Below are 12,446 nucleotides of genomic sequence, written 5' to 3' on the forward strand. Positions count from 1 at the left end.
GGGCCGCGAGGCAGTGCGCCGGGCGCCCTTTCGCCCAACGGGGCCGTGGTGCGCGCGAGTGCCCCGAGAGCAGGCAGGCGGATCGTCGCGACGGCTAGCGCCCGCGCCGGTGCACGTCCTCATCGAGCTCTCGACGCCAAACGCCCGCCTCCAACGGCTCGCTGCACCGCACCATGCGGGCTGCGCACGACGCCGCCCGATACATCACATTCGTGCCGACCTCATCGTGCACGTACCCGACGGCACAGTCGCGGTCGATACCGAGCCGTTCCGCCTCGCGGGCAACGTCGATGTTCGCCCCGATGAAGATGAACTCCCAGCCCTTCTCCCTCTGCCGCTCGATCAGCCGCTTTACCTCGCGATACGAGTAGCGGCTGCTCGCATTCTCCATACCATCCGTCGTGATGATGAAGAGCACTTTGTCCGCTTCGTAGCCCGCAGGCTGCACGCGCTGCACGAGGTCGACATGGTCGATGGCCCCACCCACCGCGTCGAGTAGCGCCGTGCAGCCGCTGCAGCGGTACTCGTTCCGCGTGAGCGGCTCGACGCTGCGGACATCCATGCGGTCGTGGAGCACGCGCGTATGATCGTTGAATATGAGCGTGGACACGATGGCCTCGCCCGGTCCGTCGCGGTGCTCGGCAAGCATCGCGTTGAAGCCTCCCACGGTGTCGTCTTCCAGACCTGACATCGAACCGCTCGCATCGAGGATGAATATCAGCTCGGTGCGCGCGGCGGGCTCATCGCGCTTGGCGCGCTCGGCGTGCGTGGCGGACTCGCTGCAGACGTGCGAACGGGTGCGCCCGGCGTTGTGATCGAGGTGTCGCTTATCCATGGTTGCCTCCTTACGGCATCGACTATCCGACACCGTGAAGGGTACGCTGCGCCCGCGCTCCGGTGGTCAACCAGCAGGCGACATTTGGCGCAGGCGCCCGGAACGCGCCCGCGGAACGCCCGGCGCCACCCGAACGCCCGGCCCGCCAAGTGCGCCGGCGCCCACCAAGTGCCCCGGCGCCGCCCGAACGCGGCTACACCGAACCGACGAGCGGCAGGTCGTAGGCGAACAGCACTTCGTTAAGCTGGAACAGGTCGTAGATACCGCGCTCTATGAAGAAACGAACGATCACGTCGAACTTGCTGCTCTTCGACAGCGTGAACCCCGCGCGAGCAAGTAGGTCCTGCGTGGCACTCATATCGAGCTCAAGCGCGATGGCGAGCGCCACGACCGTCTGCTTGGACGGGCGGTACGATTCATTTCCTCGTATCTTCGAGAAGAGCTGACGGCTGATGTTCGCACGATGGTACGCCTCGGCGTCCGTCATCCCCCGGGCATCGATGAGAGCGAGCAGCGTCGTGGAAAACGGTGCGTCGAGCGTGGCGACCAGCTGGGCAATCTCCGCATCGAGTGTAGTGCCGGCACGCGACGGCGCGCCTGGCATCGCAGCGCCCGGTGCCGTGATGCTTGAAGCAACGAACGGCCTCGACGCGCTCGGCATCACGATAGGCGCATCGTCCTCTCGGAGGTATTCAGGCAGGGCGACGGGCTCGGCCATCTCCACAGAAAGCGGCGCGGAGGCATCCTCCATCCACCGCAGCTCGCGTTCAAGCTCGCCCGTATCGCGCCGCATAAAAGAGCTCGAATCGACGTATTCGTCATCGATATACTCTTGAACCTGCTCGACGAGCGCGTTGCCCATCTGGACGACCGCACGCTCGAACACCACGAGTGTCAGCTCAATTTCGTCGTGATGCTCCAGAAGCGCGGCAACTTCCTCGCGCACGATAGCGAGCGCGCGCTCAACGGGGAATCCATAGATGCCCGCCGAAATGAGCGGGAACGCGACAGACCGGGCGCCGAGCTCCACCGCGCGCGCGAAGGCGCTGCGGTAGCAACGGTGAAGCAGCTCCTCCTCGTGGGCTCTCCCGCCGCGCCAGATGGGCCCCACGGCATGCACGCACCAGCGCGCAGGCAAGTTGAACGCGGGCGTCGCCACGGCATCTCCCGTCGCGCACCCGCCGATAGCCTCGCATGCCGCGCGCATCTCGTCGAACCCCGCAGCCGAGAACAACGCCCCGCATACGCCGCCGCCCGGCGCCAAGCGCACGTTTGCGGCATTCACCAGAACGTCTGCGTGCACGCGAGAGATGTCATCGCGAACAATCGAAAACGGCATGACCGACCCCCATCAACCTAGCGCCGCACGTACCCGCCGCCGCCAAACGACAGCCCTACCGACACGCGCCACGAGCGGATACTTTTGCATGCAGCATGCCGATGCACGCTGCCGCAATCGCCGGAACGATCCAGCCGAGCCCCCAAGAGGCGAGCGGCAGAGCATCGATGGGCAGCCACGCGCCCGGAGCAACCGCATCGCGCACGCTCCCGAGCACGCCCACCACGGCAACGACTCCCACCACCCAGGGCCACATCTGGGGCAGGCGGTCGCACACGGAATGACACATGCCCATGATCACGAGCACGATCGCCACCGGATACAGGGCGCTCAACAGCGGAACCGAGAACGCCAAGATGGCGTCGAGGCCCGCATTCGAGGCGATGCACGAGAATAGAGCGAACGCAAGCGCCCATCCACGATACGGAATACGCGGCACCTCCTGCGAGAAGTAGGTACCGCAGCAGCCGATGAGCCCGATGCAGACGTTCAGGCATGCCAGCAGGAATATGGCAGCGACCACCGCCGTTCCCACCGTTCCGAAATGCAATGTCGCAGAAGCCGTGAGCACCGTGGCACCGTTCGTAGCGCCCGCGAGCGATTCACTCAACCGGACCCCCACCACGGCAAGACCGCCGTAGATGAGCATCATGAGCACGCCGGCGATGAGGCCCGCGCGGCAGACCTCGCGCGTCACGCCAGCGGGCTCGGTCACGCCCATGCCGCGAATGCTCGTCGCAATCACCAGGCCAAAGGTGAGCGACGCGAGCAGGTCCATGGTCTGGTAGCCCGTAAGAAAGCCCTGCACGGCTGGATTTGCGTCGTACGGGGCGCTGGCGGGCGCGAGCGGCTCGCCCTCGGAAAAGAGCGCAGAACCCACGACCGCGATGATGAGCACGATAAGCAGGGGGCCGGTAATCTTGCCCAGAAGCCTTGTGATGCGCCCCGGGTGCATGGCGAGCGCATAGGCGAGAACGAAGAACGCCACCGAGAACGCCAGACGCATCAAGCCGGGGTCCACGGATGTGGGAAGGAGCGGCAGAAGCATCTCATACGCCGTTGAAGAGGTGCGCGGTATGGCAAGGCAGGGACCGATGGCAAGGTAGACCACCGCGACGAAGGCGCGTGAGAACACCGGATGGACACGGGCGGCGAGGTCGCGCACCGTGCCCGCGAGGGCGACGGCAACGATACCCAGCACAGGCAGGCCTACTCCCGCGACGAAAAATCCGATGAGCGCGGGCAGCGCATCTTGCCCCGCCTGCACGCCAAGAAGCGGCGGCAAGATCAGGTTGCCCGCCCCGAAGAACATAGAGAAGAGCGCAACGCCCACCGAGACCATCTGGCGTGGCGCCAAGACCTCGCACGACGGCGTCTGGTCGGGTTGATTGGGTTGCTGCATCGCCAAGCCCCATCCTTTCCCGGACGCATCTTTTGCATGAGGCTCGGTCGCCGCATGCCGCAGCGTCCCCGCATGCCTGCATTGAGCACCTGCCATACTAGCATGCCGGGCCCTCGGCCGAAACGGCATGGAGCGGCCCAGTCGCCGCGGGCCCTGGCGCGCCCCTCGCCGCCAGACCTCATCGATCGGATGGCGCCTCCACCATGGCATGGCAGGCCTCTCATCACCTGGCCCGCACTTCCACCTCTCCATGCACCACAGCACCCTGCGGCCGCTCCATCACTCGGCGAGTGCCTCCGCCACGGCACGCCGCAGCTTCTTCTTCGAGCCCGCCGACACGATGTCACCCCTCACCCGCACGTACACGCTGCCCTTAAGTTCAGGGTGCTTCTTTCTGCACACCCCGAAGCAGCCACAGCGGACATCTTCCTTGCCCACGGCGCCTTTAAGGTCTTTGGCCTTGATACCAGAGCATTTCTTGCATAGGCGAACCTGAGCTGCCACGGAACCTCCCTCGGCGTCGTCGGCGCATCTGCGCCTCTCGTAAATGATGCCACGATTGTGCCATATAAGATAGCCAAGGGCAACTTTCTCCGTGGAGAAGGACTGCTACGCGAGGCGCACGATCTTGGTCCCATGGACCTCGTTCACGCCGAGCTCGCCAGCAATGCGCGTAGCGTTCTCATAGGTGATGCCGGCACCGGGAAGAATGGCCAGGCGCCCGTTTGCGTATGCGATGAGTTCCCGCAACCTAGGCAGGTTACCATCGATGGGAGTGCCTGCGGGACCGCCATGCGTGAGGATGCGCGTCACGCCCATCTTTACGAGCACGTCGATGGCCTCGAACTGGTCCTCGGGAGCGAGCTCATCGAACGCCATATGAAACGTGATATCGATGCGCTGGTCCTCGCGATCAAACTCACGCGGAATACCGCTCCAGTCGCGCTGGTCCTGCATCCAGCGAACACGGGCAACGAGCGCCTCAATAGCGGAAAGATCGAGCCAGAAACCGTGCCCCCGGCGCTCAAGGCAGCCGAAGACGATGCCGTCGGTGCCAAGCCGGCAAGCCGTCTCGATATCCGATTGCATCATCTGGAGCTCAGCGGGCCCGTACACGAAGTCTCCCCCGCGGGGGCGAATCATGGTCATGACGCGCGCGCCGCGCTCATGCGCGTAAACCGTCGCGGCGCCGATCACGCCAGCAGAAGGCGTGGTACCGCCCACCGCCAGATTGTCGCAGAGCTCGATGCGGTCGGCACCGGCTTCGATGGCGGCAGGAACATCGGTGAAGTTCTCGGCGCAAAACTCGCGCAGCAGGCTAAGAGACATTGGGCAGGCTCCTTAATCGCAATGCATTCATGCCCTCAGAGTACCACGGAACGGGAACGAGGTCGCCCCCTCCCCAGCGCCGCAAGCCGACACGCCCTGCGCCTCAGGCGCGTTGCGCGCTTCATATGGAATGCGCGCCGAACGGGAAGCTGTTCTCCAACGTATTTGCAACTTTTGGGCACTCCATACAGGGAAGGCTAAGTACAGGGCTTGCAGCGACGCATGAACCCACAGGAGGATTGATCGCCCATTTCCGGGATACTTGGCCGGTGCGCTTTAAAGTGCCCAAAAGTTGAAAGCGCCATCGCGCCACGCCCGCGCGCGCCTTTTCCGCGTCGATTCGGCATGATCTGAGCCGCAATCCGGGCGGTAACGCAGGAAGCCCCGGCCCTCTTTGAGCGATTCCGCAGGAACTCGGCATGGCCGAGTTCCGAGGACCAGCTCAGAAGGGGACCGGGGCTTCCGTAGGGAGTCTACCCGCCCAGGTATGCCTTCCTCACATCGTCGTTATGCAACAGCTCCTGACCGGTGCCAGAAAGCGTGATCCTACCCGTTTCGAGCACGTAACCGCGCGTTGCCACCGAAAGGGCCATCTGCGCGTTCTGCTCGACCAGCAAAATCGTGGTACCCGCATCGTGAAGCGACTCGATGATCTCGAAGATCTGCTCCACGAGAATGGGTGCGAGACCCATCGAAGGCTCATCGAGCATGAGGAGCTTGGGGTTCGCCATAAGACCGCGGCCCATGGCGAGCATCTGCTGCTCTCCGCCCGAGAGCGTGCCGGCAACCTGGCGGCGGCGCTCCTTCAGGCGCGGGAACTGGGCATACACGCGCTCCAGGTTCTCGGCGATGCTCTCCTTAGGCTGGGTATAGGCGCCCATGTCGAGGTTCTCCTCGACCGTCATCTGCTGGAAGATGCGCCGCCCCTCGGGCACGTGCACGAGGCCGTTCTGCACGATCTTCTCGGCAGGCATATGCATGAGGTCCTCGCCCATGAACTTGATGGAGCCGGAGCGGGAACGCAGCAGGCCCGAGAGCGTCTTTAAAGTCGTGGACTTTCCGGCGCCGTTCGCGCCGATGAGCGCCACGGTCTCGCCGTCGTTCACCTCGAAGGAGACGTTCTTGATGGCATGGATCGCCCCGTACCAGACGTTGATGTTGTACACGCTGAGCATCTACGCCTCGCCCCCTTTCTGCTTGCCGAGATACGCCTCGATAACCGCCTCGTTCTGCTGGATCTCCTCCGGCGTGCCCTTCGCGATGATCTTTCCGAAGTTGAGCACGCACAGGCCCTCACAGATATTCATGACAAGGTTCATATCGTGCTCGATGAGCATGATGGCGATCTGGAAGGTGTCGCGAATCTTGACGATGTTCTCCATAAGGTCCGCCGTCTCAGACGGGTTCATGCCCGCCGCAGGCTCGTCGAGCAGCAGCAGCTTGGGATTCGTGGCGAGCGCGCGCACGATCTCCAGGCGGCGCTGGGCACCGTAGGGCAGCGAGCCGGCCTCGTGGGTGGCGAGCCCCGTCATGTCGAAGATGTCGAGCAACTCAAGGGCGCGCTCGTGGTACCAGCGCTCGCTCTTCCAATGATGCGGCAGGCGCAGGACGCTCGTGGCAAGGCCGCAGTGCCGCTGGTTGTGCAGGCCCACCATCACGTTCTCCTCGACCGTCATCGTGTTGAAGAGACGGATGTTCTGGAAGGTTCGGGCCACGCCCAGCTGGTTCACCTTGGCCGGGTTCATGCCGGCGGTGTCCTTGCCGTCGACCATGATCGTGCCGTGCGTGGGGTTGTAGACCTTGGTGAGCAGGTTGAACACCGTGGTCTTGCCTGCGCCGTTGGGTCCGATGAGGCCGCAGATCTCGGTCTTGCCCACGGTAACGTTGAAGTCGTCCACAGCCTTGAGGCCGCCGAACTCAATGCCCAGGTGCAGGCACTCAAGAGCGGGCGCAGACCCAAGGTCGCGCTCGGGCATGATCGAGACGCTCGGCACCGGCACCATCTTGGTGGTCTCACGGCGCTGCTTGCCAAAATCGGTGAGCTTACTCATCGGCCTCGCCTCCTTCCGCAGCAGGCTTGGGCGCCGCCTTATGGAACCGCTCGCGGAGTGCATCGGCCGCGCGCTGGTACACCTTGGTATGCGGCACGACCATCACGAGGATGAGCACCACGGCATAGATGAGCATGCGGTAGTTGTTGATGGGGCGAAGGACCTCGGGCAGCACGGTGAGGAACGCAGCCGAGATGATCGAACCAGAAATGTTGCCCATGCCGCCAAGCACCACGTAAACGAGGATGAGGATGGACTGGTTGAAATCGAACTGCGAGGGAATGACCGTGGAATAGTTCATGGCGTAGAGCACGCCCGCCATGCCTGCCAGGGCCGACGCCACGGTGAAGGCGATAAGGCGGTACTTCGTGGTGTTGATACCCACGCTCTCCGCGGCAATGCGGTTGTCGCGCACGGCCATGATGGCGCGGCCGTCGCGGCTGTGCATGAGGTTCAAGACCACGGCAACCGTGATGAGCACCACCACGACACCCAGGACAAAGGTCGAGATCTTGTCGATTCCCACGGCACCCTTGGGCCCGTTGATGAGAATCGTACCCTGGCTCATGCCGAGCGACGAGCTGTCGGTCATAGAGAAGTGCAGCCCGGCATCGTCCACGCCGATATAGAAGTTGTTCAGCAGATTCTTGATGATCTCACCGAACGCAAGCGTCACGATTGCCAGGTAGTCACCACGCAGGCGCATGACCGGGATACCCACCAAAAAGCCGATGATGCCCGCAACGACGGCACCGACGACGGCAGACCCCGCGAAGAGCAAAAGCTCGGACTCGACGCCCATGCGCGCCAAGCACCCCGCCACGATCACGCCGGTGAAGGCGCCCACGCTCATGAATCCCGCATGTCCGAGCGAGAGCTCACCCGAGACGCCCACCACGAGGTTGAGGGATACGGCGAGCGACACGTAGGCGCAGATGGGCACGAGCTGACCCGAGAGGGAGTTGGAGATGAGCCCCATCCCGTCGAGGAGCGTTACCACGATGAACGCGACGATCACGATCGCATAGGTGATAACGGTCGAGCGCGTCTGCGGCTTGAGATGCATGAAACCCATGTGAATCACCTACACCTTCTCGCTCACGGTCTTGCCCAGAAGGCCCGCCGGCTTGATGAGGAGCATCACGATGAGCACGGCGAAGACCACCGCATCGGCCAGCTGCGTGCCGATGTAGGCACGCGCGAAAATCTCGATGATGCCCAAGAGCACGCCACCGAGCGCAGCGCCCGGAATGGAGCCGATGCCGCCGAGCACCGCCGCCGTGAAGGCCTTGATGCCGGGCATGGATCCCGTCGTGGGCATGAGGGTGGGGTAGGCCGCGCACATGAGCACGCCCGCGATGGCAGCGAGGCCCGAGCCGATGGCGAACACCATCGAGATGGTGGAGTTCACGTTGATGCCCATGAGCTGCGCGGCGTCACGGTCCTCGGAGCAGGCACGCATGGCCTTGCCCATCTTGGTCTTACCGGTGAACATGGTGAGCGCCACCATGATGACCACGCATGCCAAGATGGTGATCACGGCCGTGGCGCTGATGGTAAGCCGGCCATCGAACAGATGGAGCGCCGGCAGGCTGATGATCGACGAGAAGCTCTTCGGATCAGAGCCCATGATGAGCAGCGCCGCGTTCTGCAGGAAGTAGCTCACGCCGATGGCGGTGATGAGCACGTTCAGCGACGGGGCGCTTCGCAGGGGCTTATAGGCAAGACGCTCGATCACGATGCCAAGCACCGTGCACCCCACGATGGACAGAAGCACGCCCGCGATCGCCGGCAGGCCCAGATAGCTCACGGAACAGAAGCAGATGTAGGCGCCTACCATGATGACGTCGCCATGGGCAAAGTTGAGCATCTTGGCGATGCCGTACACCATGGTGTAGCCGAGCGCGATGATGGCGTAGACGCTGCCCAGGCTCATGCCGTTGATGAGGTTGGCAAGTACCTCCATGTCCCCCTCCTTTCATGTGAAAAGCGGAGACCGCCGCGAGGCGGGCGATCTCCGCTCAAAAACAAACTTGCGAATGGGATTTGGGCGAGACCTTATGCGAGCGGCATGTACACGCCGTCCTCGATGACCATGCCCATGGGCTGCTTGGAAATCTCGCCCGTATCGGACCAGGTAGCAGCCTCGCCGGCCGTGGTGAGGCCGGTGAAGGAGAAGTCCTCGGAGGTGAAGGTCTCCACGAGCGCGTCGCAGATGTCGGAGTAATCCATATCAGGGGTCACGCCGGACTGCTCGATGGCGGCACGCAGCGCGTAGATGCAGTCGTAGGCATCGGCGGCGAACTGGTTCGGGGTCTCGCCGTCACCGTAATCGGCGCTCTGGTACTTCTCCACGAAGCTCTGGGTGGCCTCATCGGTCGCCGTGGCGACGAACGGGGTCAGGAGCATGGCGCCCTCGGCGAGCGAGGTGTCGAAGCCCTCGACCGTGAGGATACCATCCATGCCGTCCACGCCGAACCACTTGGGAGCGTAGCCCATGCTGTTCGCCTGGGTGAGGATGAGGGAGATGGGCGTGTAGTAGATGGGCAGGAAGACGAGGTCGGCCTCGGCGTCGCGCGCGGCGTTGAGCTGCACGGAGAAGTCGGTGGCGGAGTCGTTGGTGAAGGCCTGCTCGGAGACGATCTCGAGACCCAGCTCGGAGGCCTCAGCGAGGAAGCTCTGGTAGATGCCCGTGGAATAGGTGTCGGAGTTGTTGTAGATGATGGCAATCTTCGTGCCAAGCTGCTGCTCGGAGATGTACTGAGCAGACGCCGCACCCTGGTTGGGGTCGGTGAAGCACATCTGGAAGACGTTCTCCTTGCGCGGGGTGGCGATGTTGCCGTCGGCGTCGGGCTGGCCGCCGATCACGTCGGTCGACGAACCGGAAGGAGTGATCTGGAACAGGTTGTCCGCATTGGTCTCGGCGGACACGGCCACGCAGGGCGCGGTGGTAACGGTGCCCATGAGGATCTGCATGCCCCAGTCCTTGAGGTTGTTGTACGCATTCACCGAGCGCTCGGCGTCGTTCTCGTCGTCCTGGAAGTTGTAATCGAACTGGATGTCGCCGCCCTCGGCGTTGATCTCGTCGATAGCGATCTGGGCGCCGATGCGCACGCCGTTGCCATAGATGGCGGCGTCGCCCGTGGTGGGCCCGATGCCACCGATCATGAAGGCGCTACCCGAGGCGGAACCGGAAGCGGAACCGGCCCCAGAGCCGTCACCCTCGTTGGAGCAGCCAGCGAGAACGCCGGCAAGGCCAAGGCCCGCCGCACCCGCGACGAGGCTCCTGCGGTTGATGGAAACGTTCTGCATGTTCTCGAGCATAGACATGCGATGCTCCTCTCGTGACGCGCCGAGCGCCTGCCCGGCTTACCCTTCCATTCCTCCGAGGTCGAGATGCCTCGCAGGCCCCCGCCCGAACACGCTGTGCAATCAGGTGGTTCGTGCTAGAATACTCCGATTTTATGCAAAAGGTAAGGCAGCCGAACCATTTTGAGGGGTTAGAGCAGCGAAGAGCCGGTATCGCGTTCTTCGCCCAAGGTTTCTACCTGCAGTTTTTATCGGCCTGAAACATCATGAGACGTGTTACATCTGTGTTTCGCATGCATGCCCCATTCCTCGGTAGAATACTAGGCAGATATGGTCGAGGAGCCTTCGCGATGAAAAACCCGCGCGGCCGGGGCCCAGCGCCTGCGGGCGCGGCACCGGTGGCACCCTCGCGGCCAGATGACCAGCCCGCACGCAGCCTCGAATGCAAAGGAGACGCAATGCCAAGCACCACCCGCACCGTCAACGTAGGACTCATCGGGCTCGGAACCGTGGGCGGCGGCGTCGCCCGCGTCATCGCGCGCCATCACGACGAATACCTTTCCGCCTATGGCATCGACCTGCGCCTCAAGATGGCCAGCGCCCTGGAACCCGAGCGCGCGGCAGAGCTGGGCATCGCGCCCGAAGCCTTCACCACCGACTGGCACGACGTCGTAGCCGACCCGGAAATCGACATCGTCATCGAGCTCATCGGCGGCGATCACCCTGCGACCGAGATCTTCGAGAGCGCCATCGCTGCCGGCAAGCACGTGGTCTCCGCCAACAAGGCGCTTCTGGGCCGCCGCATCGACTACCTGGGAAGCCTCGCCGCACAGGCCGGCGTGCAGATTCGCTGCGAAGCGGCCGCGGGCGGCGGCATCCCCATCGTGAACGCGCTCGAGCACGCGCTCGTGGCAAACGGCATGCTCACCATCGCGGGCATCCTGAACGGCACCACCAACTACATCCTCTCGCGCATGGCTTCCGAGGGGCTCGACTTCGACGATGTGCTCGCCGACGCCCAACGCTTGGGCTACGCCGAGGCCGATCCCACGGCCGACGTCGACGGCTTCGATGCCGCGAGCAAGGTGGCCATCCTCTCCTCCATCGCCTTCCACACCCGCGTGACCACCGACGATGTGTACATGCAGGGCATTCGCAACGTCTCCGCCGCCGACATCGAGCAGGCGCGCGAGATGGGCTACTGCATCAAGCTGCTCGGCATCGCCCGCAAAACGGCCGAGGGCATCGACGCGCGCGTGCACCCCACCATGATCCCCGCCGACCACATGCTCGCCGGCGTCTCGGGAGCCATGAACGCCGTGTTCGCCGTGGGCGACGCGGTGGGCGAAACCATGTTCTACGGTGCGGGCGCGGGCTCCTTCCCCACCGCGAGCGCCGTGGTTGGCGACGTGCTTGAGCTCGCGAACGGCATCGCCAGCGGGATCGACTTGGGCCCCGAGCCCGAGCCCTTCCCCCGCACCGCGCCGATTCGCTCCATCGAGGACCTCGAGACGCGCTATTACATCCGCCTTTCCGTCGTCGACCGCGTGGGCACGCTCGCTCCGGTTGTAGCGGCCTTCGCGGACGCGGGCGTTTCCATCTCCGCCATCAACCAGCTGCGCGACGGAGACGGCACCACCTGCTCGGTCGTCTTCCTTACGCACACGGCCCGCGAGCGCGACGTACAGCGCGTGTGCTCTGCGCTCGAGGCGCTTGATGAGGTTGCAAGCGTTGCCAGCGTGATCCGCATCGAAGATGTGGACGCGTGGAGCGAGGGCGCAGAGGAGAACGAGTAGGCTAGAGCCGGGGGTCGAGGCGGGGCCGGACCTGCTGCCGGGGGGGTCGAGGCGGGGCCGGCCCGCGGCTTGAAATCGAGCTGCTCCGGCTGGAATTGCCGGCGCCTTCCCGCGGCCGGGGATTGAGCTGCCCAGAGTTACCCCTCATCTGCCGAGTCCGTCCTGGATTGCCTCCTCTCTCTAGGCCGTCCCCTCGCCCTTTAGGACTGCCCCGCGAAGTCACGCCCGGGTCGGGCCCGGCACGTCACCCCCCTCGCTCTCTTAGGCAGCTCCCTCGCCCAGTAGTTCCCTCGCTCAGTGCTGCATATATGGAGTTATCCGCATCCAGAGCTGCAAATATGGAGTTATCGGCCTCTGCAGGTGGCCTTAACTCCTGATCTGCTGC

Annotated in this window: 11 protein-coding genes; 1 reads left to right on the forward strand and 10 read right to left on the reverse strand. The window is 64.0% G+C overall.

All coding sequences use genetic code 11. The features are described from left to right. Window positions 1-94 precede the first annotated feature (94 nt). From GJE22_RS05760 to GJE22_RS05805, 10 genes are all read right to left on the reverse strand, one after another. Window positions 95-835 (reverse strand): vWA domain-containing protein, encoded by a 741-nt coding sequence (locus tag GJE22_RS05760; protein WP_218957893.1) that lies wholly within the window; start codon window positions 833-835, stop codon window positions 95-97. A gap of 193 nt (window positions 836-1,028) precedes the next feature. Then, the gene (locus GJE22_RS05765; RefSeq protein ID WP_144688304.1) at window positions 1,029-2,174 is read right to left on the reverse strand and encodes a macro domain-containing protein; all 1,146 of its coding nucleotides are present in this window, start codon (window positions 2,172-2,174) and stop codon (window positions 1,029-1,031) included. 55 nt (window positions 2,175-2,229) lie between these two features. Further along, the gene (gene brnQ, locus GJE22_RS05770) at window positions 2,230-3,576 is read right to left on the reverse strand and encodes a branched-chain amino acid transport system II carrier protein (protein WP_144688364.1); all 1,347 of its coding nucleotides are present in this window, start codon (window positions 3,574-3,576) and stop codon (window positions 2,230-2,232) included. Between the two features lie 279 nt (window positions 3,577-3,855). After that, window positions 3,856-4,080, reverse strand: a complete 225-nt coding sequence (locus GJE22_RS05775; RefSeq protein ID WP_144688303.1) for a hypothetical protein — start codon at window positions 4,078-4,080, stop codon at window positions 3,856-3,858. Window positions 4,081-4,185: 105 nt separating this feature from the next. Then, window positions 4,186-4,905 carry a copper homeostasis protein CutC gene (locus tag GJE22_RS05780; protein ID WP_328592321.1) on the reverse strand — a complete coding sequence of 240 codons (720 nt, stop codon included), beginning with the start codon at window positions 4,903-4,905 and terminating at the stop codon, window positions 4,186-4,188. A gap of 473 nt (window positions 4,906-5,378) precedes the next feature. Next, window positions 5,379-6,080, reverse strand: coding sequence for an ABC transporter ATP-binding protein (locus GJE22_RS05785; protein WP_019129129.1), 702 nt, complete (start codon window positions 6,078-6,080; stop codon window positions 5,379-5,381). Beyond that, a complete protein-coding gene (locus tag GJE22_RS05790) occupies window positions 6,081-6,956 on the reverse strand; it encodes an ABC transporter ATP-binding protein (RefSeq protein ID WP_022349242.1) in 876 nt (291 codons plus the stop codon). Then, on the reverse strand, window positions 6,949-8,031 hold the full coding sequence (locus GJE22_RS05795) for a branched-chain amino acid ABC transporter permease (RefSeq protein WP_144688302.1): 1,083 nt from the start codon (window positions 8,029-8,031) through the stop codon (window positions 6,949-6,951). The genes GJE22_RS05790 and GJE22_RS05795 overlap by 8 nt, the downstream gene beginning before the upstream one ends. A 9-nt stretch (window positions 8,032-8,040) precedes the next feature. Then, the gene (locus GJE22_RS05800; protein WP_144688301.1) at window positions 8,041-8,922 is read right to left on the reverse strand and encodes a branched-chain amino acid ABC transporter permease; all 882 of its coding nucleotides are present in this window, start codon (window positions 8,920-8,922) and stop codon (window positions 8,041-8,043) included. A 92-nt stretch (window positions 8,923-9,014) separates the two neighbouring features. Then, entirely contained in the window at window positions 9,015-10,286 is a 1,272-nt protein-coding gene (locus GJE22_RS05805; protein WP_235895824.1) for an ABC transporter substrate-binding protein, read from the reverse strand. A 437-nt stretch (window positions 10,287-10,723) separates the two neighbouring features. On the opposite strand from GJE22_RS05805, the gene GJE22_RS05810 reads away from it, so the two are divergent. Beyond that, on the forward strand, window positions 10,724-12,061 hold the full coding sequence (locus GJE22_RS05810; RefSeq protein WP_144688300.1) for a homoserine dehydrogenase: 1,338 nt from the start codon (window positions 10,724-10,726) through the stop codon (window positions 12,059-12,061). Window positions 12,062-12,446 lie beyond the last annotated feature (385 nt).

Source organism: Enorma shizhengliae, from assembly GCF_009676995.1.
Classification (GTDB): domain Bacteria; phylum Actinomycetota; class Coriobacteriia; order Coriobacteriales; family Coriobacteriaceae; genus Enorma; species Enorma massiliensis.

Excerpts from the sequence above, each read along its gene's own strand:
- brnQ (WP_144688364.1), bottom strand. The coding sequence starts at position 3,576 with ATGCAGCAACCCAATCAACCCGACCAGACGCCGTCGTGCGAGGTCTTG.
- GJE22_RS05765 (WP_144688304.1), bottom strand. The coding sequence starts at position 2,174 with ATGCCGTTTTCGATTGTTCGCGATGACATCTCTCGCGTGCACGCAGAC.
- GJE22_RS05760 (WP_218957893.1), bottom strand. The coding sequence starts at position 835 with ATGGATAAGCGACACCTCGATCACAACGCCGGGCGCACCCGTTCGCAC.
- GJE22_RS05800 (WP_144688301.1), bottom strand. The coding sequence starts at position 8,922 with ATGGAGGTACTTGCCAACCTCATCAACGGCATGAGCCTGGGCAGCGTC.
- GJE22_RS05810 (WP_144688300.1), top strand. The coding sequence starts at position 10,724 with ATGCCAAGCACCACCCGCACCGTCAACGTAGGACTCATCGGGCTCGGA.
- GJE22_RS05805 (WP_235895824.1), bottom strand. The coding sequence starts at position 10,286 with ATGTCTATGCTCGAGAACATGCAGAACGTTTCCATCAACCGCAGGAGC.
- GJE22_RS05795 (WP_144688302.1), bottom strand. The coding sequence starts at position 8,031 with ATGGGTTTCATGCATCTCAAGCCGCAGACGCGCTCGACCGTTATCACC.
- GJE22_RS05790 (WP_022349242.1), bottom strand. The coding sequence starts at position 6,956 with ATGAGTAAGCTCACCGATTTTGGCAAGCAGCGCCGTGAGACCACCAAG.
- GJE22_RS05785 (WP_019129129.1), bottom strand. The coding sequence starts at position 6,080 with ATGCTCAGCGTGTACAACATCAACGTCTGGTACGGGGCGATCCATGCC.
- GJE22_RS05780 (WP_328592321.1), bottom strand. The coding sequence starts at position 4,905 with ATGTCTCTTAGCCTGCTGCGCGAGTTTTGCGCCGAGAACTTCACCGAT.